Here is a 24,116-nt window from a genome sequence, read left to right as displayed (position 1 = left end):
CCTGGATGTCCCTGAACCCGGACGACAACGCGGCGACCGTGGCAATGACGAGTGCCATGAGGCCGCCGAAGACGACGACCAACGCGATCGTTCCCAGCACCGCAGCCCGTCCCCGCACATTCCCCCCAGCAGGCGCCGTCTTAGCAATGAAGCCACGTCCCCAGCAGGTACTCCTCCACAGCCTACGATCCCACCTTGACGCCCCTCTTGTGATGCTGGGGGATATTCTTGAGTGATGTTGGGGTCCTCCCACATCGCGGCCCATCGCCCACCACTCCACCGGAGACTGCGGCACCCCACCGCCCGGCTCCGCTCGCTCGCGCTCAGTCTTCTCCTGCTCACCGTTGCGGTGCTCGCCGGCTGTGACACCCCCCGCGAAGCAGCGCCCGAGACGACGCGGCTGACGATGTGGGCGCATGGGGGCCAGCCCACGGAGGAGGCAGCCCTGCGCACGCTGGTCGCCGGTTTCCGAACCGCCCACCCGCACATCACGGTGCGCCTCACCGTCGCCGCGCACCAGGACGACTACAACGACAAGCTCCAGACGGGTATCGCCTCTGGGTAGCTACCCGACGTGTTCGACCTCGACGGGCCCAACGTGGCCTCGATGGCTTACCAGGGTGCGCTCGCCCCGCTCGACCACCTGCTCAGCCCCGAGGACCGGACCCGGATGCTGCCGTCCCTTGTCGCGCAGGGCACCTGGCGCGACCATCTGTGGGCGGTCGGCGCCTTCGACTCCGGCCTCGCGATGTGGGCCGACCGCAGCCAGCTGGTCCGCGCCGGGGTGCGCATCCCGAGGGGGCCCGACGACGCCTGGACGGCGACCGAGATGTCCGGCGCCCTCGCTGCGCTCGCCGCCCACGACGCCGACCACAAGGTGATCGACCTCGGGCTCAGCGATGTACCCCAAATACTCCGCCGCGCTCGGCTCCGACCTGGTGCTCGTGCCCCTGCCGAACATGGGCCTCGGGACCAAGTCCGGACAAGGATCCTGGGCCTGGGCCGTCGGCGCCCACTCGACCCGGAAGGCCGCCGCGACCTCCCTGCTCGAGTGGCTCACCAACGACGCGGGTGCGACGGCGATGGCGAACGCCAACGGCGCCGTGCCGGGCACCCGCAACGCCCTCGCCCGCTCGGCCCTGGTCGGCCCCGGGAAGCCGTTGCACCTGTTCGGTGACCAGCTCTCGCGCGCCTGCGGCACCGGCCCCGTGACCAAGGACTGCGTCACCGTCGCCCGCCCGGTGACGCCCGCCTACCCGACCGTGACCGCGGCCTTCTCGACCGCCGTCCTGCTGGCGCTGCGGGGAACCGACCCGCACAAGGCGCTGTCCGCGGCAGCCCGCACCATCGACGAGAACCTGTTGGCCAACCACGAGTACAGCAGGCCGCTGTCCTCGAGCTGACACGTCCCTCGCTTCGGCAACGATCTGGTCAGATATCCACCAAGCTCCCCGAGAGCGGCCAGCGCGCGGCCTCCGCGGCACGCCAACCGGGATCGTTGCTGGGGCGCCCGAGCAGGTAGCCCTGTCCACCGACCAGGTGCGCACCCTGGCCGAGCCGCCGGGTCTCGCTCAGCAGCCGGTGCAGGATTTCCTCGGTCTCGATGCCCTCGGCGATCACGATCGCGCCGCTACGCGCCGCATAGGTGACGACGGCGGTCAGCACCGCGCTCCCCGGGCCACCGTCGCGCGCACTGAACAGCACCTCGCGGTCGACCTTGACGTACTCGGGTCGGACCGCGCCGAGGAGCCCGGGCCCGCTGTCGCCGGACCCGACGTCATCGAGCGCGAGGTGGAACCCGAGGTCGCCAAGACCTCTGACCTGGGCAAGGTCCAGACGTTCGCCCGCGATCTCCGTGAGGTCGAGCACGACCTGCTCGGGGCGCATTCCGGCGGCCGCGACCTCTCGCTGCAGCCGGCGACCCATCTGGTCGTCGTGATCGAACACCTCGGGGGCGAGGTTGAGGAACAGCAGGACGTCGCCGGGGAACCCGTCGAGCTGGGCAAGCACCGCCTGGCGGCACAGCGCGTCGAGCTCCTCGATGCGCCCGAGGCGAGCGGCACCGGCGAAGGCCTCGTACGGGGTGGTGAACCCGTACTCCTCGCCGGGTCGGGCCAGACCTTCGTAGCCGATGACCCGACGCGTCTCGAGGTTCCAGATCGGCTGGAACGCGGCCGCCATGTGGCGGTCCGCGAGCAACCGGCGCACCGCAGCGATCGTGGCGGCCTCCGTGCGCGTTCGCTCGTCGATCACGTGCTCGACGCTCTCGTGGGGAGCCGGGACCCGCGAGCCGTGGCGTACGTCGACGATCATCGGCCGCCGATTCGAACTCGCCGACGACGCAAGGTCCCAGCTACGACTCACCATCGCGACTTCCCTTCTCCCCTTCGCACGTCAGGGCGACAATCCGCCGTCGAAGTTGCACCAGCACGCAGACTCCAGCGCAGCCGGTACCAATTCCGGTCGCCACATGACCAGCTGCGGGATCGGCCAGGCGTTCCGAGCGGTGTCCGCTGCGGGGATCTGGGCTTCGGGTCGGCCGAGCAGGTAGCCCTGGCCCCCGACGAACTGCGCCCACTTGTTGGCGGTCCCGGCTGCTCCGACGAGCTGGAGAATCTCCTCGGTGTCGATGCCCTCGGCGATCACGACGGCGCCGCTCTCGGCCGCATAGGCGACGATCGCCGCCAGCACCGCGCGGCCCGAACCGTCGTCGCGCGCACTCGTGAGCACGTCACGGTCGACCTTGACGTAGCCCGGCTGCACCGCGCCGAGGATCCCCAGTCCGCTGTCACCCGAACCGACGTCGTCCAGCGCGATCTCGAACCCGAGCTCGCGCAGCTCATCGACCCGGTCGAGGTCCAGCAGTTCCCCCGCGTGCGCGGTGAGCACGATGACGACCTGTTCGCTCAGCAGCCCGGCAGCCTCGACCTCCTGCTGGATCCGCCGGCTGGCGCCGTCGTCCTGGGCGAGGACCTCGTGGGCGATGTTCCAGAACAGCAGCACGCCGGGCGGCAGGTCGCCGACCCGGGCCAGAACCGACTCGCGGCACAAGGCATCGAGCTCGGTGACCCGGCCCAGGCGCGCCGCGCCCGCGAACGCCGCACGCGGTCCGTCCAGCCCGAACTCGTCCGCGGGCCGCGCGAGCGCCGCGTAACCGAAGACCCGGCGGGTGCTGAGGTTCCAGATCGGTTGGAACGCGGCACCCATCCGCCTGCTGGCGAGCAGGTCGCGCACGGCCGCGATCATCGCTGCCGAGCGGTTCGCGGGCGCCGACCCGGCGTACTGGTCGAACGACACGACCTCGCCCGGGCCGCGGCTCTTCGCCTCGTACAACGCCAGGTCCGCCCGGTCCCGCAACGCGCCGGCGTCCGTGGAGGTGTCTGCGGGGTCGAACTCAGCGAGCCCCATGCTGATGGTGATCTCGCCCAGGCCGCGCCGGACCGTCTCGCGGAACCGTTCGACGGCCGGGGTCGCGTCGTCGACCCTGGTCCGCGGCATGATCATGGCGAACTCGTCACCGCCCACCCGGAACGCCCGGTCAACGGCCCGCCCGGCGCGCAGGGCAGCCGCGACGTCGACCAGGACGGCGTCGCCCCGCCGGCTCCCGACGCGCCGCGCGAACGCGTCGAAGTCGTCGACCTCCAGCAACGCCAGCGTAAACGGCTCACCGAAGCGTTGCGCGCGCATCGTCTCGAGCAGCAACGACTCGTCGAACGAGGCCCGAGTCCCCAACCTGGTCAGACCGTCGAGCGCGCCCACCTGCTCGGCGGGGCCGGGCCGGGCCGCACCCACCCGCCCGCGCGACCCCTGAGTCGGAATGCTCCGGGCCCGCAGTCCGAGGCGACTGTGACGACTCGACATCAGATCTCTCGTCCTCCTCGCGCCTGCGAGTGACGCGCGCACCGTACGGTCGTGAGGGAGTGTCAGCCGACCGCACCGGATCCCTGGACGTCGCCCGCTCGTCGATGGGGACCGACAGGCTGGACGCACACCACCTTACGGTACGAATGCAAGGTGGCAAAATAGCGACGGTGAGGGAAGTGTGTCAACCCGCCGCACCCGAACGGGTGCCGCAGTTTCGCCGGCACCCGCCGCTGGGCGGCCCTCGAAGCCGGTGCACCGAACGGAGCAGCAGGTCCGGGTACACTCTTGACTTCGTTTTCACCTCGTATCTAGCGTTGAAGGTGACGATTCCCACCGTGAGAACCGCCGCGCACACGCATGCAAGGGGGTGTCCCCGTGGGCCCGGAAAGCACGCACGACTTGCCCGCCAGCATCCGCGCGCTGGTTGAGTATCGGGAAGCGCACAACGCCTCGGTCGACGAGGACAACCTCCGGCTCGGCGCCTGCGCGCAGGTGCACCTGCCCACCGGACGGATGTGCACCCTGCGGCACGGGCACCCGGGATCCTGTGAGTTCGTCACGTGGGACCAGGTGCAGTCGTCCCTGGACGCGCATCGGGGCGCCGAGGGTTGGTGACTACCCAGCCCGGCCGATAGCGTCACCCGCATGCCGACGTCGGAACGCCCCAGCCTGGACATCCTGCTCCCGCTCGACCGCGCGGCCGAGCGGATCCCGGCGCAGGACGACGAGCACGCCCTGACCGCCCTGTACGCCCACCCGCTGCCCCGCGCGGGCGCCGACACCTGGGTGCGCGCGAACATGATCGCGAGCCTCGACGGCGCGGCGACCGGCGCGAACCGGCGCTCGGGATCCCTGAACGGCGACGCCGACCTGCGGGTCTTCCGGGTGCTCCGCGCGGCGGCCGACGTCGTCCTGATCGGCGCCGGGACCGTTCGGGCCGAGGGCTACGGCCCGCTCGACGTACCCGCCGAGCTCGCCGCGGCACGCGCGGCCCGCGCGCAGCGGCCCGACCTCGAGCTCGCCGTGATCAGCGGCTCGGGCCCCCTGCCGGACGCCCTGCTCGACTCGGCCCGTCCCCCGCTGGTGGTCACCACGTCGGACCGACCCGACCTCGCCGCGCTCCGGGCGAGGATCGGTGCTGACCGGGTCCTGCTCGCCGGCGACGGCCACGTCGACGTGGCCGCCGCGTTGCGGGCGCTCGCCGCCCGGGGCCTGGTCCGGGTGCTCGCGGAGGGCGGCCCGCACATCCTGGGCGAGCTGCTCGACGCCGGACTGGTCGACGAGCTGTGCCTCACGTGGAGCCCGCTGCTCGCGGGCGGACCCGCACCACGCATCGTCGCGAACCCCGACTGGTTCAGCCCCGCGCTGACCGCGACGCCCGCGCACCTGCTGCACTCCGATGCGGTGCTGCTCGGTCGCTGGCTCCTTTAGGCTCATTGTCGTGACCGACCCCACGAACGAGCCGTCCGTACGCACGATCGTCGTCCTGACCGAGGACACCCTCGGCGCCGCGGACATCGCGCACCTGCTCAGCCTGCACGACGACAAGGACGAGACCGTCACCTTCCGCGTCCTGGTCCCCGCGGACACCGAGCGCAACGTGCTGTTCTCGTTCGTCGACCACCTCGGCCTCGGCGAGCTCCGCGAGGCGCTCGACGACGTGCTGCGCCGCGAGCCGCGACGGCCGAGCGAGGCGACCGCCGAGGCGGACGTGCAGCTCGCGAAGAGCCTTGCCGCATTCGCGGAAGCCGGGGTCGCGGCGACGGGCCAGATCGTCGCGGACGACCCGCTGCCGGCCCTGAAGGCCGCCGTCGCCGAGGGCGGGGTCGACGAGATCGTCGTGGTCACCTACCCGCACGCGGTGGAGGACACGTTCCACCGTGACTGGGCGTCGCGCGCCCGCGAGGTGCTGCGCGTGCCCGTCCTGCACCTGTACGCGGGTACCAGCGAGCTGGGCTGAGGCTCCCAACCCTTGACCGCTGAACCCCGCGCCACCACCCGCTGACGCCTCACCACCCCAAAACCCCGTAACGTCCGAGCGTTGACGTCCTATAGGACGTCAACGCTCGGACGTTGCGGGGTGCGCGTGTCGGTCAGGCTCGCCGGTCAGAAGCCGGTCTGCGTCGCCTTCGGGTAGTAGGTGCGGAACTTGCGCACCTGGTTGAGCAGCGCCACCAGCACGTACGCCCGACGCCGAGCCGACCCGTCCGCCCGGTACCGCAGCGGATGCACGACCGCGCCCGACCGCACCAGGCCCTGTACCCGCCCGCGCAGGGCCGGGTCGAGCACGTACTTCAGCAGCAGCCGGTGCGGCAGGATCGAGTACAGGACCTCGCGCTCCACCACGACCGGCTCGACGGCGATGCCATCGACCCGGTCCTCGACCAGGAACCGCATCGGGTTCGCACCCGCGGCGGTCACGTAGTAGTTGTTCCGACCGATCCGCGGGTTGACCTCGAAGAACCGGTAGACCCCGTCGCGCGGGTCCACCTTGACGTCGAAGTTGGCGAACCCGACGTACCCCGTCGAGGTCAGGAAGTGCCGAGCCTGCTCGAGCATCGGATCGATCCGCTGCGTGATCATCGCGGCCGGGTTGCCGAGCCCCGACGGCGTGTGCTCCTCGAGCAGCACGTGCGCCGAGCAGAGCAGCGTGATCGCACCGCGACTGTCCACGTACGCCGTGATCGAGCGCATGTGCGTGTCGTCGCCCGGGATGAGCTCCTGCACCACGAACCTGCCCCGGAAACCCGCGGCGGCGAGGGAGACCCACAGCGCGTCGAGCTCGGCCTGGTCCGCGATCTCGAAGACCTTCTTCTTGCCCTCGAAGTGCACGTCCTGGTAGTCGGCGCTGCTCGCCGCCTTCGCGATCAGCGGGTACGCGACGTCGACGCCGACCGGCGCCCAGCCGGGCTCACCGGCTCCGGCGAAGTCCTGCACGATCGTGCGCGGCACGTCGATGCCCAGCTCGTCGCAGATCTCGGCGAACGTCGCCTTGTCCGAGATCCGGTCCAGCAGCTCCTCGGAGAGGTACGGGACCACGTAGTACGGCTCGAGCCGTTCGCGGTGACGGACCACCACGCGCACCAGCCAGTCGGAGTTGGCCAGCAGCACGAGCCGGTGCGAGGAGTACTCCTGCGCCAGCTCGACCAGCCGGTCGACCATGACCTCGGGCGAGGCGTCCGGTCCGAGCAGCACGTTCTCGATGATCCGCGAACCCGCCACCGGCCCCAGTGCGGCACCGCTGACGACGATCGACCGCACGCCGTACGCCTCGTGGAACGAACGCGCGAGCGCGTACACCCCGATGTCGGCGCCCAGGATGACCGGGAGCAGGGGCGCGCTCGGGGCGGCGGCGTCGGGCCCCGCAGCGGCGTCCAGCGCGGGCACGCTCGCGCTCACAGGGCGGTCTCGGTGCGGTCGCCCGTCCACTCCGTGTGGAACGTGCCATCACCGTCCACCCGGCGGTAGGTGTGCGCACCGAAGAAGTCCCGCTGCGCCTGGATCAGGGCGGCCGGCAGGCGCTCGGCCCGCACTCCGTCGTAGTAGGCGAGCGAGGAGGAGAACGCCGGGGTCGGCACCCCGTTCAGCGCGGCCTGGGAGACGACGCGGCGCCAGGCGGCGACCCCGTCGCCGACCGCACCGGTGAAGTACGGGTCCGCGAGCAGCAGCGGCAGGTTCGCGTCGCGCTCGTACGCCTCGGTGATCCGGTTGAGGAACCGGGCCCGGATGATGCACCCACCTCGCCAGATGCGCGCCATGGCGCCGCGGTCGATGTCCCAGCCGAACTCGGCGCTCGCCGCGGCGATCTGGTCGAAGCCCTGGCTGTACGCGACGACCTTCGAGGCGTACAGCGCGAGGCGGACGTCCTCGATGAAGGCCGCGCGGTTCGCGTCGGTGATCGCCCACTCGCCGGCGTTCGCGGGCAGCACGCCGACCGCGGCCGAGCGCTGCGGGGCCGAGCCGGAGAGCGCACGGGCGAACGTCGCCTCCGCGATGCCGGTGATCGGCACGCCGAGGTCCAGCGCGTTCTGCACCGTCCAGCGTCCGGTGCCCTTCTGCTCCGCCTGGTCGAGCACGACGTCGACGAACGCCTTGCCGGTGCCGGAGTCCACGTGCGCGAGGACGTCCGCGGAGATCTCGATCAGGAACGACTCGAGGTCGCCCTTGTTCCACTCGGCGAAGATCTCGCTGATCTCGGCGGCGGAAGCACCCAGCCCCTGGCGCAGCAGGTCGTACGCCTCGGCGATGAGCTGCATGTCGGCGTACTCGATACCGTTGTGCACCATCTTCACGAAGTGGCCGGCACCGTTCGGGCCCACGTACGTGCAGCACGGGACGCCGTCGACCTTGGCCGAGATCTTCTCCAGGATCGGGCCGAGGACCTCGTACGACTCGGCCGAACCGCCCGGCATGATGCTCGGGCCGTTCAGCGCGCCCTCCTCGCCGCCCGAGACGCCCGTGCCGACGAAGTGCAGGCCGTGGGACTTGAGCTCGGCCTCGCGGCGGATCGTGTCCGGGAAGTGCGCGTTGCCGGCGTCGATGACGATGTCACCGTGCTCGAGCAGCGGGATCAGCTCGGCGATCACGGCATCCGTCGGTCCGCCGGCCTTGACCATGATGACGACCTTGCGCGGCCGCTCGAGCGAGGCGACGAAGTCCGCCATCGACTCCGAGGGCACGAACGTGCCGTCGTCGCCGTGGTCGGCCACGAGCGAGGCGGTCTTGGCATACGAGCGGTTGTGCACCGCCACGGTGTAGCCGCGCCGGGCGAAGTTTCGGGCCAGGTTCCGGCCCATCACGGCCAGGCCGGTGACACCGATCTGCGCGGTTGCGGACATGCGTGGGGCTCCTTCGTCGCGGGATCTTCGTCCGGTCAGCCTATCCGCGACACGCCGCAGGCTCTGGCGCGGGTGCATTGCTGCGGCTGCGACTCGCGCGCGCCTACGCTCGCACGCGTGACCACCACCGGCTCGGGGGAGGCTCCCGCGGAGTTCCTGCGGGCGCTGCGCACGCTGCGCGCGACCCGGCTGCGCTCGGAGGTGCACCTCGAGGAGATCCCCGGCCCGGGCCGGATCGCGCCGTTCAGCGTCGCTCTCACCGCCGAGGTCCGCGCTGCGCGCTCGGCCGAGGAGCTGGCGACGGGCCGGTTCGTCGTCCTGCACGACCCCGCGGGCCAGGAGGCCTGGGACGGGGTGTTCCGGCTCGTCACCCTGGTGCGCGCGACGCTCGAGCCCGAGCTGGGCGCGGACGAGATGCTCGCCGCCGTCGCGTGGACCTGGTTCAACGACGCCCTGACCGACAACGGCGTCGTCCCGCATGCGACGGGCGGCACCGTCACGCGGGTGCTCTCGCAGAGCTTCGGCGCCCTGGCGGACCGGCCACCGGAGGTCGAGGTGGAGATCCGCGCGTCCTGGACGGCGCCCGACGGCGATCTGGGCCCGCACCTGCGCGCCTGGGCCGTGCTGCTCTGCCAGGCCGCCGGGCTGCCCCCGCTGCCGACCGGCGTGAGTGCCATCAGCCCGCTGCGCTGAAGGCTTCGAATACAGAGTCAAGGCACCAATATTCTCAAGTTCGTCAGGTCCGGGGCCGATATGACGGGTGTAGCCATCCCCCGTTCGAGTTTCGGAGAGCCGAAGTGACCATCGAATCCCTCCGCGCCGCTCCAACCCTGCAACGCACCGCGGCGCCGATCAACCCCGTTCGCCGCACCGCACCCGCGGGCAACATGTGCATCGTCGTGAACGAGCTCGGCGAGGGCGAGGGCACAGCCCTCGTGCGCAACCTCGGCCGCCGCGGCACGACACGCGTGGTGCTGCTCGCCCGGCGTGCCGCCCGGCGTGAGCTCGTCCAGCTGCTCGGTGGCGGTCTGCGCGGAGCGGTCGTCGCCGACCCGCGCCGCATGCAGATCATGGCCGGCGGCTCACGCCCGATGCCGGCCCCCGAACCCGCACCGGTCCTGAACCTCGCGCCCGCCCCCCAGTTCACCCAGCTCACCGCGCGCGAGCTCGGCGTGCTCAAGCTCGTCGCGGACGGCCGCAGCAACCGCCAGATCGGCGACGACCTCGGGCTGTCCGCGCTCACGGTGAAGAGCCACCTGGCTCGGATCTCGCGCAAGCTCGGCACCGGTGACAGGGCCGAGCTGGTGGCCACCGTCATCCGCGGCGGCCTGCTTCCCTGACCCGCGGTCGGCTCGCGGAGTGCGCCTCGTGGCGAGCGCTGTCCCGCCCGGGACGTGCGACGACATATTCTTGTCGGCATGTACCTCGAGCCGTCCGCCGACCCGGTCGGGACCCTCGACGAGACCGACAGCGTGAACACCGCGCCCGACGCCACCGCCGACGACGCCCCTGCCACGTCCATCGCCGACGACGTCGAGGCCCCCGTCGCCCCCGTCGTCGTCCCCCTCACCGAGCCCGCCGACGGCATCCCGCCGGTCATCGAGACCCCCGAGGCCCTGGCCGAGGTCGTGGCGGCCTTCGCGGCCGGCACCGGCCCGGTCGCCGTCGACGCGGAGCGCGCGTCCGGCTACCGGTACGGCCAGGCCACCTACCTCGTCCAGCTGCGCCGCGAAGGCGCCGGGACAGCCCTGATCGACCCCATCGCGCTGCCCGACCTGTCCAGCCTGTCCGACGCCCTCATCGGCGTCGAGTGGGTCCTGCACGCGTCCTCCCAGGACCTGCCGGGCCTCGCCGAGCAGGGCCTGCGCCCGAGCCGGGTCTTCGACACCGAGGTGGGCGCGCGGCTGGTCGGCCTGGAACGCGTCGGGCTCGCAGCCGTGGTCGCCGAGCTGCTCGGCCTGGGGCTCGCCAAGGAGCACTCGGCGGTCGACTGGTCGACGCGCCCGCTGCCCGAGGACTGGCTGCGCTACGCGGCGCTCGACGTCGAGGTGCTCGTCGAGCTGCGCGCCGTGATGGCCGACCGCCTCGCCGACGCGGGCAAGGCCGAGTGGGCCGCCCAGGAGTTCGAGGCCGTCCGCACCGCTCCCCTGCCGCCACCGCGCGTCGACCCGTGGCGCCGGGTCTCGGGGCTGCACGTCGTGCGCGACGCGCGACGGCTCGCCGTCGTGCGCGAGCTGTGGAACACCCGGGACGAGAACGCCCGCAAGCGCGACATCGCGCCGGGCCGCGTGCTGCCGGACTATGCGATCGTCGCGGCGGCCCAGGCGCTGCCCCGCTCGGTCGACCAGCTCACCGCGCTGCCCGCGTTCTCCGGCAAGGGCGCCCGGCGCCGGGCCACGCTGTGGCAGGCGGCGATCGAACGCGGGCTCGCCGAACCGGACACGGACCTGCCGTCCGTGCGCGGTCCCCGCACAGACGCCCCGCCACCGCCGCGCGCCTGGCCGGACCGCGACCCCGCGGCCGCCGCGCGCCTCGCCGCGGCCCGTGAGGTGGTGGGCTCGCTGTCCGCGGTGCACCAGATCCCGGTCGCGAACCTGCTCCAGCCGGACCTGCTGCGCCGCCTGTGCTGGACCCCGCCGGCGATCCTGGACGTCGAGTCGATCTCGCAGGTCCTCGCGGCCGGGGGTGCGCGGGCGTGGCAGATCGAGCTGGTCGCCCCGCGGCTCGCGGAGGCGTTTGTTACTCGAGAGTAACTTGGCCCGTGAATGCCTGGCGAAGGGCGCCGACGCCGGGTAGCGTCGGGCCCTCCACGGACACCGCCGTCCCTGCCAGGAGGTCCGATGCCCAGCGCATCTGCGCGTTCCGCCGTCCGCCGCGTCGTCTTCGTCGAGGGGGTCCGCACCCCGTTCGGCCGGGCTCGTCCCGACGGCCTGTACGCCCACACGCGCGCCGACGACCTCGCCGTCAAGACGCTGCGCGAGCTGCTGCGGCGCCACCCCGAGCTGCCGCCGGAACGGATCGACGAGGTCGCGATCGCGGCCACCTCGCAGAGCGGTGACCAGGGCCTGACCCTGGGCCGGACCGTCGGGGTGCTCGCGGGCCTGCCCGCCTCGGTGCCCGGGTACGCGATCGACCGGATGTGCGCGGGCGCGATGACCGCGGTCACCACGACGGCGGCGGGCATCGGCGTCGGAGCGCAGGACGTCACCCTGGCCGGCGGCGTCGAGCACATGGGTCGCCACCCGATCGGCGCCGACGCCGACCCGAACCCGCGCTTCGCCGCCGAGCGCCTCGTGAGCGCCGACGCCCTCAACATGGGCAGCACGGCGGAGAACCTGCACGACCGCTTCGGTGCGCTCACCCGCGACCGCGCCGACGCGTACGGCGTGGCCAGCCAGGCGAAGTACGCCGCCGCTCTCGCGGCGGGCCAGATCGAGCCCGATCTCGTGCCCGTCGCGCTGCGCGACCCCGACCGCGGCTGGGGCCTGGCCACCGCCGACGAGCCGCCCCGCCCCGGCACCACGCTCGAGTCGATCCGCGGCCTCGCGACCCCGTTCCGCCCGGGCGGGCGGGTCACGGCCGCCACCTCGGCCCCGTTGACCGACGGCGCGGCAAGCTGCCTGCTCGCCGCGGAGGACACCGCTGCCGAGCTCGGCCTCGGGGCGCGCATGCGGATGGTGTCCTTCGCGTACGCCGGCGTCGCGCCCGAGGTGATGGGCCTTGGGCCGGTGCCCGCGACCCACCGGGCGCTCGAGCGCGCCGGGCTGACCATGGCAGACCTGGGGCTGCTGGAGATCAACGAGGCGTTCGCGGTGCAGGTGCTCGCGTTCCTCGACGCGTTCGGGATCGAGGACGACGACCCGCGGGTGAACCCGTACGGCGGGGCGATCGCCGTCGGGCACCCGCTCGCGAGCTCGGGGGTGCGCCTGATGACCCAGCTCGCGCGGCAGTTCGCCGAGCACCCGGAGGTCCGCTACGGCCTCACCACGATGTGCGTCGGCCTGGGCCAGGGCGGCACCGTGATCTGGGAGAACCCGCAGCACGACGACTACGACGGGGTGCGCTGATGCTCGAGACCACGACCACGACCACGACCACTACCACGCCGGCCGACGGCGAGCCGGTCGCCGCGCCTGTCGAGCGCGTCACCCACTCCCCCGTGCGCGACGTCACGCTGCCGGGCGGGGCGGGCATCCTCGCGCTCGTCACCGTGGACAACGGGCTGGACCACACCAAACCCACGACGCTCGGCCCGCGTGGGCTCACCGAGCTGCGGACTGTGCTGCTGGCCCAGCAGCAGCGGGCCGAGGATGGGGAGATCGTCGCGGTCGGGGTGACCGGCAAGCCGTACTTCCTCGCCGCGGGCGCCGACCTGCGGGCCGCCGCGGTGATCGCCGACGCGGCGGACGCGCGCGCGCTGGCCGAGCTTGGGCACGCCGCGTTCCGGCTGCTCGGCGAGATGTCCGTGCCGACCTTCGCGTACATCAACGGGATGGCGCTCGGCGGCGGGCTCGAGCTCGCGCTGAACTGCACGTACCGCACGGTGGCGGGCGACGTCACCGCGCTCGGCCTGCCCGAGACCTTCCTGGGCCTGGCGCCCGGCTGGGGCGGCTGCTACCTGCTGCCGCAGCTGATCGGGGTGCGCCGCGCGCTGGAGCTGATCCTGACCCGACCGCTCGCCAACAACCGGATGACCGACGCCGCCGGTGCGCTCGAGCTCGGCATCGCCGACGCGCTGCTGCACCCCGCGGACTTCCTCGAGCGGTCCATCGCGTGGACCGCGGACGTGCTCGCGGGCCGGGTCCGGGTGACCCGGGCCGAGCCCGAGGGGGCGGCGGAGTGGGACGCCGTGATCGCCGGGGCGCGGGCACAGCTCGACCGGCGCCTGCACGGCGCCCGTCTGGCGCCGTACCGCGCGCTCGACCTCGTCGCTGCCGCCCGCACCTCCGACCGGGAGACCGCCTTCGCGGCCGAGGACGACGCGCTCACCGAGCTGATGATGTCAGACGAGCTGCGGGCGGGCCTGTACGCGTTCGACCTGACCTCGCGCAGGGCCCGCAAGCCCGCGGGCGCCCCGCCGGAGGGCCTCGCCCGGCCGGTGCGCAGCGTCGGCATCGTCGGCGCGGGCCTGATGGCCGGCCAGCTCGCGGTGCTCATCGCGCGGCGGCTGCGCGTCCCGGTGCTGATGCGCGACCTCGACGACGAACGGGTGGCCGCGGGGCTCGCGGGCATCGACGCGCAGGTCGGATCGCTCGCGGCGAAGGGGCGGGTGAGCCCCGACGAGGCCAACCGGATCCGCGCGTCGATCACCGTGCGCACCGAGCTGGCGACGCTGGCCGGCGCGGACCTCGTGATCGAGGCCGTGACCGAGGTGCTCGCCCTCAAGCAGCGGGTGTTCGCCGAGCTCGAGGACGTGATCGCCCCGGACGCGATCCTGTGCACCAACACCTCGGCGCTGTCCGTGACCGAGATGTCGCAGCACCTGCGCCACCCGGAACGGGTCGTCGGGCTGCACTTCTTCAACCCGGTCGCGCAGATGCCGCTGGTCGAGGTCGTCCGGACACCCGACTCGACCGAGGAGGCGGTCGCGACCGCGTTCGCGATCGCGAAGAAGCTGCACAAGACCGCCGTCGGCACCCGAGACCGCCCGGGGTTCGTCGTGAACCGGCTGCTGCTCCGGCTGCTCGCGGAGGTCGCCGCGGCGGTCGAGGGCGGCACTCCGGTTGCGGTGGCCGACACCGCGCTGCGCCCGCTCGGGCTCCCGATGGGCCCGTTCGCGCTGCTCCAGCTCGTCGGGCTGCCGGTCGCTCTGCACGTGCTGGCCGAGCTGCACGAGGGTCTCGGCGAGCGGTACCCGCTGTCGCCGGGTCTCGAGCGGCTCGCGCGCGAGGGGCGCCGGGTCGTCGGCGTCCCCGACGGTCATGGCGCCGAGCACGCCGTCGACCCGGGAATCCAGGACGTCTTCGGGGAGCCCGGCGGCCCGAGCGCGCTCGACGGGCCGGGCGTGCTGAACGCCGTGCTGGTCGGACTCACCGAGGAGATCGGCCTGATGCTCGACGAGGCCGTGGTCGGCGCGCCGGACCAGCTCGACCTGTGCATGATCCTCGGTGCCGGCTGGCCCCTGCACCTGGGCGGCATCACCCCCTACCTCGACCGCACCGGCCTCAGCGAGCGAATCCTGTCCCGCCGCCTCCACCCCGACGGCGTCGCGAACGTGCCCACCCGCCGGCCGACCCCCTGAGAACCCCAAAAGAACCCGGATGCCTCCTGCGGAGGGCGCGATCTCGGCCATCCTCGGCCGACACGTTCTGACAGCCGGGCGCGAATCGCGGCGGGGAGACGAGTTCGATGCGCGAGTGCGCAGAATCTGCTGCCAAAATCGCCGATCAAGCAGCAGATTCTGCGCACTCGCGTGAGGTCTGGCGGCTTCGGGGGGATCCGTCTGTGCGGAGCGGGTCCTGTTCCGCCGCCTGCACCTCGACGTCCAAGTCAGAAGGTGGTGAGGCCCTTGGCGCGGAACTGGTCGCGGACGCGGGCGACCACGTCCGGGGTGGGGGGCTCGGTGTCCGTCAGCTCGTACTTCATGCCGAGGGTCTCCCACTTGTCGCGGCCCATGTTGTGGAAGGGGAGGACCTCGACGCGGCTCACCGTGGGCAGGGTCGCGACGTACTCGGCGACGGCCTCGACGTTCTCGACGGCGTCGGTCAGGCCGGGCACCAGGACGAACCGCACCCAGATCTCCTTGCCCTTCGCGGCCAGCCGGCGGCCGAAGTCCAGCGTGGGCTGCAGCTCGCGGCCGGTGGTGCGCTTGTAGGTCTCCTCGTTGCCGCTCTTGACGTCAAGCAGCACGAGATCGATGTCATCGAGCATCGCGTCGGTGCAGGCCGCGCCGAGGTACCCCGAGGTGTCGATCGCGGTGTGGATCCCGAGCTCCTTCGCGCCGTGCAACAGCCGCGCGACGAACGCCGGCTGCATCAGGGGCTCGCCGCCGGAGATCGTGATCCCCCCGCCGCTCACCTCGAAGATCTTGCGGTAGCGCTTGATCCGGGTCAACAGCTCGTCGGCCGTGACGGCCTCACCGCGGCGCATCTCCCAGGTGTCGGGGTTGTGGCAGTACAGGCACTGCAGCGGGCAGCCCGCCAGGAACGCCGTCAGGCGGACCCCGGGGCCGTCGACCGCCGTCACGAGCTCCCAGGAGTGCAGCGAGCCGAGCTCGCCGGCCCGCATCTGCTTGAACTTCTCGGACCGGTCAGCCTCGCTCAGCTCGAGCCCGGCGGTGCCGGCCGAGGAGCGGTGGTGGGAGCCGCCGACGAGCGGCAGGCCCAAGTCGATGACGGGTGCGCCGATCTGGTCCTCGCCTCGCTGCTGCGCTGTGGCGATCATGGTCGCTCCCTTCGTCCGAGGTCGTGCCGCTGGCTGGTTGGCGGGGAAAGAGCGCGGGCCCGACGACGCGTGTGCGCGCGACGTCGGGCCCGCACCTGTGCTCCAATGCTTAGAGCGCGCCGTGGAACGTGCGCGACAGCACGTCGAGCTGCTGGTCGCGGGTGAGCCGCACGAAGTTCACCGCGTACCCGGAGACCCGGATGGTGAGCTGCGGGTAGTTCTCCGGGTGCTCCATGGCGTCCTCAAGCGTCTCGCGGTTGAGCACGTTGATGTTGAGGTGGAATCCGCTGGAGACGTTGTAGCCGTCGAGGAGGCCGATCAGGTTCGAGATCTGCTCCTCCTTGTTGCGGCCGAGGCCCGAGGGGATGACGGTCGAGGTCAGCGAGATCCCGTCCATCGACTCGGCGTACGACAGCTTGGCAACGCTGAGCGCGCTGGCGAGCATGCCGTGGGTGTCGCGCCCGTTCATCGGGTTGGCGCCGGGTGCGAACGGCTCGCCCTTGCGGCGGCCGTCGGGCGTGTTGCCGGTGACCTTGCCGTAGACGACGTTCGACGTGATGGTCAGCACCGACTGGGTGTGCACCGCGTCGCGGTACGTCTTCTGCCGGCGGATCTTGGCCATGAAGGTCGCGACCATGTCCATCGCGATCGAGTCGGCACGGTCGTCGTCGTTCCCGTACGTCGGGAAGTCGCCCTCGATCGTGTAGTCGATGACGAGACCCGTCTCGTCACGGACCGGGCGGACCGTGGCGAACTTGATGGCAGACAGGGCGTCGGTCACCACGCTCAGGCCGGCGATGCCGCACGCCATCGTCCGCAGGATCTCCTTGTCGTGCAAGGCCATCTCGAGGCGCTCGTAGGCGTACTTGTCGTGCATGTAGTGCACGCAGTTGAGCGCGTCGATGTACGTCTCGGCGAGCCAGTCCAGCAGCACGTCGAACTTGGCCATCACGTCGTCGTAGTCGAGCACGTCGCCCGTGACGGGCACGGTCACCGGGGCGACCTGCTTGCCCGAGATCTCGTCGCGCCCACCGTTGATCGCGTAGAGCATCGACTTGGCGAGGTTGATCCGAGCGCCGAAGAACTGCATCTGCTTGCCGGTGCGCATCGCGGAGACGCAGCAGGCGATCGAGGCGTCATCCCCCATGAGCGGGCGGATGAGGCCGTCGGACTCGTACTGGATCGCCGAGGTGTCGATCGACACCTGGGTGCAGAAGCGCTTGAACCCGTCGGGCAGGCGGCTGCTCCACAGGACCGTGAGGTTCGGCTCGGGAGCCGGGCCCAGGTTGTAGAGGGTGTTCAGGAAGCGGAAGGAGTTCTTCGTGACGAGCGGGCGCCCGTCCTCGCCGATCCCACCGATCGCCTCGGTGACCCAGACCGGGTCGCCCGCGAAGATCTCGTCGTACTCGGTGGTGCGCAGGAAGCGCACGATCCGCAGCTTCATGACCAGGTCGTCGACCAGCTCCTGAGCGGCGGACTCGGTGAGCACGCCGGCCTCGATGTCGCGCTGGAGGTAGACGTCGAGGAAGGTCGAGGTGCGACCCAGCGACATCGCAGCGCCGTTCTGGTCCTTCACCGCACCGAGGTAGGCGAAGTACAGCCACTGGATGGCCTCGCGGCCGGTGGAGGCCGGTCCGGAGATGTCGTAGCCGTACGACAGCGCCATCTTCTTGAGGTCGCCCAGGGCCCGGATCTGCTCCGAGTTCTCCTCGCGGTCCCGGATGATGTCCTCGCTCGAACGCTCCATGTCGAGCTCGTGGCGGTCCAGCTTCTTCGCGGCGATCAGGGCGTCGACGCCGTAGAGGGCGACGCGGCGGTAGTCACCGATGATCCGGCCGCGGCCGTAGGCGTCGGGCAGGCCGGTGATGATGTGCGAGCTGCGAGCCGCCCGGACGTTGGGCGGGTAGACGTCGAACACGCCCGCGTTGTGCGTCTTGCGGTACTCGGTGAAGATCTTCGCAAGCTCGGGGTCGACGTCGTAGCCGTAGGTCTTGAGGGACTTCTCGACCATCTTCCAGCCGCCGTACGGCATGATCGCGCGCTTGAGCGGCGCATCCGTCTGCAGCCCGACGATCAGCTCATTGGCCTGGTCGATGTAGCCCGGCGCGAACGCGGTGATGCTCGACGGCGTCGTCGCGTCGACGTCGTAGACGCCCTTCTCGCGCTCGACCGGGAACATCGCGCTGAGCTTCGCCCAGATCGCGGTCGAACGCGCCGTGGGGCCGGCGAGGAAGCTGGCGTCACCCACATACGGGGTGTAGTTGCGCTGGATGAAGTCCCGGACGTCGATGCCGTCGTTCCACGGCCCGGCGACGAACCCGTGCCAGGGCTCCGGGGTGCCGTCTGCGGTGGCGTGGTTCGGGACTGCGGTAGTGGTCATCAGGTATAGCTCCCTCGGGTTTGAGTCCTAATGCTTCGACGCTATGAGGCGAGTCATGGGATGACATGGGACCAAGGGCCTCTTTGGTCCTGGGCGAACCCATGAATCGACTGCGACGCTCGTCACTCCCGGGGCGCTCGCAAGCGAGACGGAGAGGCACCGATGGTACGGGTCGGACCTGCGCGGCGGGCGGCGGGCGGCGCGCGGCCGCGATCGCACGCAACCCGCGGAGTATCGTGCGAGAACATGCGGCGGCTCGAGCATGACCCCATCTACCTCGACCACAACGCGACCACCCCGGTCGACCCACGCGTGCTCGAAACGATGCTCCCCTACCTGCAGGCTGGATTCGGCAACCCCTCGAGCGAGCATGCATACGCGGCGGCGCCGCAGCTCGCCGTCGGGCACGCCAGGTCCCAGGTCGCCCGGCTCGTCGGCGCTGCGCCCGCGGAGATCGTCTTCCTGGGCAGCGGCTCCGAGGCCGACGCGACCGCGATCCGAGGGGTGGTCACCGGAGCGCTCCGCGCGGGCGTCCGACGGCCGCACATCATGACCCAGCAGACCGAACACCCAGCCGTGCTGGCCGCCTTCGAGTATGCAGAGCAGTTCCACGGTGCTGAGCTGACGATCCTCCCGGTGGACCGGGACGGTCTCCTCAAGCCGCAGGGGCTGCGTTCCGCGATCCGTCCGACGACGGTCCTCGTGTCGGTGATGCACGCCAACAACGAGACCGGCGTCATCCAGTCGATCCGCGAGCTGGCCGCCGTCGCGCACGAGCACGGCGCGCTCTTCCACACGGATGCGGCGCAGACCGCGGGGAAGATCCCGCTCGACGTGAAGGACCTCGGGGTGGACCTGCTCAGCCTCGTCGGGCACAAGATGTACGCGCCCAAGGGGATCGCGGCCCTGTACGTCCGCGCCGGCACGCGGCTGGAACCCCTCATCGGCGGGGGCGGTCAGGAACGAGGTCTGCGGGCGGGGACCGAGAACGTCCCGTACATCGTCGCGCTCGGTGCAGCCGCGGCGATCGCGGCGGACGACCTCGCCGCCGGAGCGAGTGACCGGCTCGCCGAGCTGCGGGACGACCTCGAACGGGAGCTCATGATGCACCTTCCAGGCCGCGTCCACCGCAACGGGCATCGGGACCGTCGGCTGCCGCAGACGCTCAACATCAGCATCGACGGCGCGGCCGGTCACGCGATCCTCGCGGCCTGCACGCAGGTCGCGGCGTCCACCGGCTCGGCCTGCCACTCCGGGTTGCACTCGCCGTCGCCCGTCCTGCTGGCGATGGGCCTGCCGCCCGAACGCGGGCTGTCCGCGCTCCGGCTGACCCTCGGGCGCTGGACGACCGGGGCCGACGTCGGGCAGGCAGCAGCGGCGCTGGTCCGCGCGGTCCATGCCGTGACGGCAGTCCCTCAGGAGGTGCCATGACGGGAGCCGCCATCGATGCGCTCCTCGAAGCCGCTCGGCAGGGTCTCGATCGGGTGCAGCCGGCCGATCTGGCGGCCGAGATCGCCACCGGCGCGCTCGTCGTGGACACCCGCCCGGTCGAGCAGCGCCAACGGGACGGCGACCTGCCCGGGGCGATCGTCATCGACCGGAACGTCCTCGAGTGGCGGCTCGACCCGACCTGTCCGGACCATGCGCCCGAGATGACCGATCCCGATCGCCGCGTCATCGTCGTCTGCAACCAGGGCTTCAGCTCGAGCCTGGCCGCGGCGACGCTGCGCCGGCTCGGACTTCGTCGGGCGACCGACCTCAGCGGCGGGTTCGAGGCCTGGGCCCGCTACGCGGCCGAACCGGACCCGGGTCCTCGGTCGCCCTAGTCCGACGCGCCCTCGGACGCGTCCAGGGCGGTCAGGACGTCGCGCGTGATGTCCTCGGGGCGTAGCCGCAGGTCCTCGACGATCTGGTCGCGGCTCGCGTGCCCGAGGAACCCGAGCGGGATCCCGATCGGCTGGATGGCGGTGCGAACCCGAGCCTCGCCGGCACACTGCGCGAGCATCGCACCGATCCCCCCGGTGACCAGACCGTCCTCGATCGTCACCACGTGGTCGTGCTCACCGGCGAGCTTGACCAGCGCAGCGGGCACCGGCAGGACCCAGCGCGGGTCCACCACCGTGGCGCGCAGACCATGCGCGACGAGCAGCTCGGCCACCGCGAGCGCCGTCGGGACCATCGCCCCGATGCCGACGACGAGGACCTCCCGGCCGGAGCCTTCGGTGTGCCGGGCCAGCACGTCGACGCCGTCGATCGTGTCGAGGGCCGGGATCGGGTCGACCAGCGCGCCCTTGGCGTACCGCACCACGCTCGGCCCGTCGTCGATGTCCACCGCTGCGCGCAGCGCCGCCCGCAGGGTCGGCTCGTCCCGGGGTGCCGCGAGGCGCACGCCGGGCACGACGGAGAGCATCGCCATGTCCCACATCCCGTTGTGGCTCGCGCCGTCGCTGCCGGTGATCCCCGCCCGATCCAGCACGAACGTGACGCCCGCGTGGTGCAGCGCGACGTCCATGATCAGCTGGTCGAATGCCCGGTTGAGGAATGTCGCGTAGACCGCGACCACCGGGTGCAGCCCGGCGAAGGCCATCCCTGCGGCCGACGTCGCCGCGTGCTGCTCGGCGATACCGACGTCGAACGTGCGGCGCGGGAACTCGGCCGCGAACGGCGCGAGGCCCACCGGCGCGAGCATCGCGGCCGTGATCGCCACGACGTCGGGCCGGCGCCGGCCGATCTGCACCATCTCGTCGGCGAACACCTTCGTCCAGCCGAACCGGGACGGCGCGATCGGCAGCCCCGTCTCGGGATGGATCTGCCCGACGGCGTGGAACCGGTCCAGCACGTCCTGCTCGGCGGGGCTGTACCCGCGACCCTTCTCCGTGATCACGTGCACGATCACGGGACCGCCGAAGGCCTTGGCCCGCGCGAGGGCGTGCTCGACGGCGACGGCGTCGTGCCCGTCGACCGGTCCTACGTACTTCAGGCCCAGGTCCTCGAACATGCCCTGCGGCGCGACGACGTCCTTGATGCCCTTCTTCAGGCCGTGCAACGCGTCGTACGCGAATCGGCCCGGAACCCCCGACCGGCGCAACGTGTTCTTGCCCCAGGACAGCACGTTCTCGTAGCCGCGGGTCGTGCGCAGCGTGTCGAGGTGGTGCGCGAGGCCGCCGATGGTGGGCGCATACGACCGGCCGTTGTCGTTGACCACGATCACCAGGCCGCGGTCCTGTCCCCCGGCGATGTTGTTCAGGGCCTCCCAGGCCATGCCTCCGGTCAGGGCCCCGTCGCCGATCACGGCGACCACGTGCCGGTGCTTCTCGCCGCGGACCTGGTTGGCCTTGGCGATGCCGTCCGCCCAGCTCAGCGCCGTCGACGCGTGCGAGTTCTCCACGATGTCGTGCGCGGACTCGGCCCGGCTCGGGTAGCCCGACAGTCCCCCGCGCTTGCGCAGGTCGGAGAAGTCCTTGCGGCCGGTGAGCAGCTTGTGCACGTACGCCTGGTGGCCGGTGTCGAACACCATCGAGTCGCGCGGCGAGTCGAAGACCCGGTGCATCGCGAGGGTGAGCTCCACGACGCCGAGGTTCGGGCCGAGGTGCCCGCCCGTGCGCGAGACGGACTGCACGAGGAAGTCGCGGATCTCGGCGGCGAGCTCCTCGACCTGTCGGGGCGTGAGTCGCTTGACGTCAGCCGGCGACTCGATACGGTCGAGCAGGCCCATCGGTGACTTCTCCCTCGAGTGGCGGCGTCGTCGCGGGGTGTGGACGCCAAAGAACGGCGGCTCCACTGTAGTTTGTGCGGCGCAATCCGCGCGGATCGCACTGCTCAGACGACGGATATGACCCTGGGCCCGACCGTAAACTGACCGGCATGCAGTTCCTCCCCGGACATGTGGCCTCGTGCGACCTCACCTACGGCGACGTCTTCCTGGTGCCGTCCGCCAGCGAGGTCGCCTCGCGCTTCGACGTGGACCTCGCCACGTCCGACGGTACCGGCACCACGATCCCGGTCGTGGTCGCCAACATGACGGCCGTCTCCGGGCGACGGATGGCCGAGACGGTGGCGCGCCGCGGCGCGATCGCCGTCATCCCGCAGGACGTCCCGACCGACGTCGTCGCGGACGTCATCGCGAGCGTGAAGGCGCGGCACACCGTGATCGAGAGCGCCGTGGTGGTCTCCCCTAGCGACACCGTGCACACCGCGCTGACCCTCATCGGCAAGCGCTCGCACGGCGCGGTCGTGGTGGTCGTGGACGGGCGTCCGGTCGGGGTGGTCAGCGAGGCGGACTGCCAGGGCGTCGACCAGTTCACCCAGATCTCTCAGGTGATGACCGCGCACCCGACGGTCGTCGAGGAGGAGGTGTTCGCGCGCGGGGGCCTCGAGGCTGCGTTCGAGACGCTGCACAGCTCGCGCCGGAAGTTCTCGCCGGTGGTCTCCGGCGGCAAGCTGGTCGGCGTGCTCACCCAGATCGGCGCACTGCGCTCGTCGATCTACACCCCCGCCGTCGACGGCGACGGCCGGCTGCGGGTCGCGGCCGCCGTCGGGATCAACGGGGACGTGGCGGGGCGGGCCCGCGAACTCATCGCCGCCGGCGTCGACGTGCTCGTCGTGGACACCGCGCACGGACACCAGCGCAAGATGCTCGACTCGCTCGCCGCCGTGCGGGCCCTCGCGCCGGGCATCCCCATCGTCGCGGGCAACGTCGTCACGGCGCAGGGCACGCGCGACCTCATCGAGGCCGGCGCGGACATCGTCAAGGTCGGCGTCGGTCCCGGGGCGATGTGCACGACCCGGATGATGACCGCCGTCGGACGCCCGCAGTTCTCGGCCGTGCTGGAGTGCGCGGCGCAGGCCCGCCTGCTGGGCAAGCACGTCTGGGCCGACGGCGGGGTGCGCCACCCGCGCGACGTCGCCCTCGCGCTCGCCGCCGGCGCGTCCCAGGTGATGGTCGGCTCGTGGTTCGCGGGGACCCACGAGAGCCCGGGTGACCTGCACGAGGACGGCGACGGGCGGCTGTACAAGGAGAGCTTCGGGATGGCGTCGGCGCGGGCGGTCGCCGCGCGCAGCCGCGGTGGCTCGGCGTTCGATCGAGCCCGCAAGGGCCTGTACGAGGAGGGCATCTCGAGCTCGCGGATGTACCTCGACCCGGCCGGCCCCGGGGTCGAGGACCTGCTGGACCGGATCACGTCCGGCCTGCGGTCGGCGTGCACCTACGTGGGCGCCGCGACACTCGAGGAGTTCACCGCGCGCGCCGTCGTCGGCATCCAGTCGGCGGCGGGCTACGACGAGGGCCGACCGCTCCCCGACGGCTGGTAGGGACGGTGACCGGGAGCCTGCCGACGGACGGATCCGCCGGCGCCGCGCGGGCCCAGCTGGCTGCCCTCGCCGAGCGCGGGGTCTCCTGGGGCCGGTACACCGCTCGCGCTCGCCTCGACGCGGCGGCGGGCCGTCCCGCCGCGGTCCTCGTGCTGTTCGGGGTCCTCGACACGCTGCCGGCGCACCACCGCGGCCCGGCCGTCCCGGCGGACCTCGATGTGCTGCTGCTGGGACGTGCGACCACCCTGACCCACCATTCGGGGCAGGTGGCGTTCCCCGGTGGTCGGATCGACCCGGACGACGCCGGACCGGCGGCCGCCGCGGTCCGCGAGGCGGTCGAG

21 protein-coding genes are annotated in these 24,116 nt (G+C 71.9%); 14 read left to right on the top strand and 7 right to left on the bottom strand.

The window, feature by feature from the left end:
• Nucleotides 1–235: 235 nt before the first annotated feature.
• Entirely contained in the window at nt 236–565 is a 330-nt protein-coding gene (locus VIM26_RS19285; protein ID WP_331954235.1) for a hypothetical protein, read from the top strand.
• Between the two features lie 334 nt (nt 566–899).
• Nucleotides 900–1,403 (top strand): hypothetical protein, encoded by a 504-nt coding sequence (locus VIM26_RS19280; RefSeq protein ID WP_414696526.1) that lies wholly within the window; start codon nt 900–902, stop codon nt 1,401–1,403.
• Nucleotides 1,404–1,431: 28 nt separating this feature from the next.
• Here the strand turns inward: VIM26_RS19280 and VIM26_RS19275 are convergent, their stop codons facing one another.
• Together VIM26_RS19275 and VIM26_RS19270 are read right to left on the bottom strand one after the other, a co-directional pair.
• Nucleotides 1,432–2,313, bottom strand: coding sequence for an EAL domain-containing protein (locus VIM26_RS19275; RefSeq protein WP_331954233.1), 882 nt, complete (start codon nt 2,311–2,313; stop codon nt 1,432–1,434).
• A gap of 81 nt (nt 2,314–2,394) precedes the next feature.
• A complete protein-coding gene (locus tag VIM26_RS19270) occupies nt 2,395–3,861 on the bottom strand; it encodes an EAL domain-containing protein (protein WP_331954231.1) in 1,467 nt (488 codons plus the stop codon).
• A gap of 402 nt (nt 3,862–4,263) precedes the next feature.
• Here VIM26_RS19270 and VIM26_RS19265 point away from each other — a divergent pair, with 402 nt between their 5' ends.
• Genes VIM26_RS19265 through VIM26_RS19255 form a run of 3 tightly spaced genes read left to right on the top strand, consistent with a single transcriptional unit; the run spans nt 4,264 to nt 5,824 of the window.
• Nucleotides 4,264–4,479, top strand: coding sequence for a hypothetical protein (locus VIM26_RS19265; RefSeq protein ID WP_331954229.1), 216 nt, complete (start codon nt 4,264–4,266; stop codon nt 4,477–4,479).
• A 30-nt stretch (nt 4,480–4,509) separates the two neighbouring features.
• Nucleotides 4,510–5,295, top strand: a complete 786-nt coding sequence (locus tag VIM26_RS19260; protein ID WP_331954227.1) for a dihydrofolate reductase family protein — start codon at nt 4,510–4,512, stop codon at nt 5,293–5,295.
• A 10-nt stretch (nt 5,296–5,305) separates the two neighbouring features.
• Complete coding sequence (locus tag VIM26_RS19255) at nt 5,306–5,824, top strand: hypothetical protein (RefSeq protein WP_331954225.1); 519 nt, start codon at nt 5,306–5,308, stop codon at nt 5,822–5,824.
• Nucleotides 5,825–5,970: 146 nt separating this feature from the next.
• Here the strand turns inward: VIM26_RS19255 and VIM26_RS19250 are convergent, their stop codons facing one another.
• Nucleotides 5,971–7,263 (bottom strand): hypothetical protein, encoded by a 1,293-nt coding sequence (locus tag VIM26_RS19250; RefSeq protein ID WP_331954223.1) that lies wholly within the window; start codon nt 7,261–7,263, stop codon nt 5,971–5,973.
• Nucleotides 7,260–8,702 carry an NADP-dependent phosphogluconate dehydrogenase gene (gndA, locus tag VIM26_RS19245; RefSeq protein WP_331954221.1) on the bottom strand — a complete coding sequence of 481 codons (1,443 nt, stop codon included), beginning with the start codon at nt 8,700–8,702 and terminating at the stop codon, nt 7,260–7,262. Before gndA ends, VIM26_RS19250 begins: the two co-directional genes overlap by 4 nt.
• Before the next feature lie 117 nt (nt 8,703–8,819).
• Between gndA and VIM26_RS19240 the strand changes: the two genes are divergently transcribed.
• The 5 genes from VIM26_RS19240 to VIM26_RS19220 all read left to right on the top strand — a co-directional run bounded on the left by VIM26_RS19240 (nt 8,820) and on the right by VIM26_RS19220 (nt 14,943).
• Complete coding sequence (locus VIM26_RS19240) at nt 8,820–9,395, top strand: DUF3000 domain-containing protein (protein ID WP_331954220.1); 576 nt, start codon at nt 8,820–8,822, stop codon at nt 9,393–9,395.
• A gap of 104 nt (nt 9,396–9,499) precedes the next feature.
• Nucleotides 9,500–10,042 carry a helix-turn-helix transcriptional regulator gene (locus tag VIM26_RS27165; RefSeq protein ID WP_414696525.1) on the top strand — a complete coding sequence of 181 codons (543 nt, stop codon included), beginning with the start codon at nt 9,500–9,502 and terminating at the stop codon, nt 10,040–10,042.
• 78 nt (nt 10,043–10,120) lie between these two features.
• Nucleotides 10,121–11,455: a ribonuclease D gene (locus tag VIM26_RS19230; RefSeq protein WP_331954218.1), complete on the top strand. Its 1,335-nt coding sequence runs from the start codon at nt 10,121–10,123 to the stop codon at nt 11,453–11,455.
• A gap of 87 nt (nt 11,456–11,542) precedes the next feature.
• Nucleotides 11,543–12,769 (top strand): thiolase family protein, encoded by a 1,227-nt coding sequence (locus VIM26_RS19225; protein ID WP_331954216.1) that lies wholly within the window; start codon nt 11,543–11,545, stop codon nt 12,767–12,769.
• Nucleotides 12,769–14,943: a 3-hydroxyacyl-CoA dehydrogenase NAD-binding domain-containing protein gene (locus VIM26_RS19220; RefSeq protein WP_331954214.1), complete on the top strand. Its 2,175-nt coding sequence runs from the start codon at nt 12,769–12,771 to the stop codon at nt 14,941–14,943. The genes VIM26_RS19225 and VIM26_RS19220 overlap by 1 nt, the downstream gene beginning before the upstream one ends.
• 248 nt (nt 14,944–15,191) lie before the next feature.
• On the opposite strand, the gene pflA is transcribed toward VIM26_RS19220, so the two are convergent.
• Together pflA and pflB are read right to left on the bottom strand one after the other, a co-directional pair.
• Nucleotides 15,192–16,085, bottom strand: a complete 894-nt coding sequence (pflA, locus tag VIM26_RS19215; RefSeq protein WP_331954212.1) for a pyruvate formate-lyase-activating protein — start codon at nt 16,083–16,085, stop codon at nt 15,192–15,194.
• 109 nt (nt 16,086–16,194) lie between these two features.
• The gene (gene pflB / locus VIM26_RS19210) at nt 16,195–18,465 is read right to left on the bottom strand and encodes a formate C-acetyltransferase (RefSeq protein WP_331954210.1); all 2,271 of its coding nucleotides are present in this window, start codon (nt 18,463–18,465) and stop codon (nt 16,195–16,197) included.
• 246 nt (nt 18,466–18,711) lie between these two features.
• Here pflB and VIM26_RS19205 point away from each other — a divergent pair, with 246 nt between their 5' ends.
• Together VIM26_RS19205 and VIM26_RS19200 are read left to right on the top strand one after the other, a co-directional pair.
• Entirely contained in the window at nt 18,712–19,896 is a 1,185-nt protein-coding gene (locus VIM26_RS19205; RefSeq protein WP_331954208.1) for a cysteine desulfurase family protein, read from the top strand.
• Nucleotides 19,893–20,291, top strand: coding sequence for a rhodanese-like domain-containing protein (locus VIM26_RS19200; protein ID WP_331954206.1), 399 nt, complete (start codon nt 19,893–19,895; stop codon nt 20,289–20,291). The genes VIM26_RS19205 and VIM26_RS19200 overlap by 4 nt, the downstream gene beginning before the upstream one ends.
• On the opposite strand, the gene dxs is transcribed toward VIM26_RS19200, so the two are convergent.
• Nucleotides 20,288–22,180, bottom strand: a complete 1,893-nt coding sequence (gene dxs, locus VIM26_RS19195; protein WP_331954204.1) for a 1-deoxy-D-xylulose-5-phosphate synthase — start codon at nt 22,178–22,180, stop codon at nt 20,288–20,290. The two genes, VIM26_RS19200 and dxs, sit on opposite strands and share 4 nt — an antisense overlap.
• A gap of 149 nt (nt 22,181–22,329) precedes the next feature.
• Here dxs and VIM26_RS19190 point away from each other — a divergent pair, with 149 nt between their 5' ends.
• Together VIM26_RS19190 and VIM26_RS19185 are read left to right on the top strand one after the other, a co-directional pair.
• The gene (locus VIM26_RS19190) at nt 22,330–23,775 is read left to right on the top strand and encodes a GuaB1 family IMP dehydrogenase-related protein (protein ID WP_331954202.1); all 1,446 of its coding nucleotides are present in this window, start codon (nt 22,330–22,332) and stop codon (nt 23,773–23,775) included.
• Nucleotides 23,776–23,780: 5 nt separating this feature from the next.
• On the top strand, nt 23,781–24,116 hold a 336-nt coding region (locus VIM26_RS19185; protein WP_331954200.1), incomplete at its 3' end, for an NUDIX domain-containing protein.

The sequence above is a fragment of the Pengzhenrongella sp. genome, from assembly GCF_036565025.1.
Classification (GTDB): domain Bacteria; phylum Actinomycetota; class Actinomycetes; order Actinomycetales; family Cellulomonadaceae; genus Pengzhenrongella.
This window is presented reverse-complemented; position numbering and strand designations above follow the sequence as displayed.

What these genes read in the sequence shown, in the direction of transcription:
- VIM26_RS19285 (WP_331954235.1), top strand. Translation starts at nt 236, where the DNA reads ATGTTGGGGTCCTCCCACATCGCGGCCCATCGCCCACCACTCCACCGG.
- VIM26_RS19280 (WP_414696526.1), top strand. Translation starts at nt 900, where the DNA reads ATGTACCCCAAATACTCCGCCGCGCTCGGCTCCGACCTGGTGCTCGTG.
- VIM26_RS19275 (WP_331954233.1), bottom strand. Translation starts at nt 2,313, where the DNA reads ATGATCGTCGACGTACGCCACGGCTCGCGGGTCCCGGCTCCCCACGAG.
- VIM26_RS19270 (WP_331954231.1), bottom strand. Translation starts at nt 3,861, where the DNA reads ATGTCGAGTCGTCACAGTCGCCTCGGACTGCGGGCCCGGAGCATTCCG.
- VIM26_RS19260 (WP_331954227.1), top strand. Translation starts at nt 4,510, where the DNA reads ATGCCGACGTCGGAACGCCCCAGCCTGGACATCCTGCTCCCGCTCGAC.
- gndA (WP_331954221.1), bottom strand. Translation starts at nt 8,702, where the DNA reads ATGTCCGCAACCGCGCAGATCGGTGTCACCGGCCTGGCCGTGATGGGC.
- VIM26_RS19230 (WP_331954218.1), top strand. Translation starts at nt 10,121, where the DNA reads ATGTACCTCGAGCCGTCCGCCGACCCGGTCGGGACCCTCGACGAGACC.
- VIM26_RS19225 (WP_331954216.1), top strand. Translation starts at nt 11,543, where the DNA reads ATGCCCAGCGCATCTGCGCGTTCCGCCGTCCGCCGCGTCGTCTTCGTC.
- VIM26_RS19220 (WP_331954214.1), top strand. Translation starts at nt 12,769, where the DNA reads ATGCTCGAGACCACGACCACGACCACGACCACTACCACGCCGGCCGAC.
- pflA (WP_331954212.1), bottom strand. Translation starts at nt 16,085, where the DNA reads ATGATCGCCACAGCGCAGCAGCGAGGCGAGGACCAGATCGGCGCACCC.
- pflB (WP_331954210.1), bottom strand. Translation starts at nt 18,465, where the DNA reads ATGACCACTACCGCAGTCCCGAACCACGCCACCGCAGACGGCACCCCG.
- VIM26_RS19205 (WP_331954208.1), top strand. Translation starts at nt 18,712, where the DNA reads ATGCGGCGGCTCGAGCATGACCCCATCTACCTCGACCACAACGCGACC.
- VIM26_RS19200 (WP_331954206.1), top strand. Translation starts at nt 19,893, where the DNA reads ATGACGGGAGCCGCCATCGATGCGCTCCTCGAAGCCGCTCGGCAGGGT.
- dxs (WP_331954204.1), bottom strand. Translation starts at nt 22,180, where the DNA reads ATGGGCCTGCTCGACCGTATCGAGTCGCCGGCTGACGTCAAGCGACTC.
- VIM26_RS19190 (WP_331954202.1), top strand. Translation starts at nt 22,330, where the DNA reads ATGCAGTTCCTCCCCGGACATGTGGCCTCGTGCGACCTCACCTACGGC.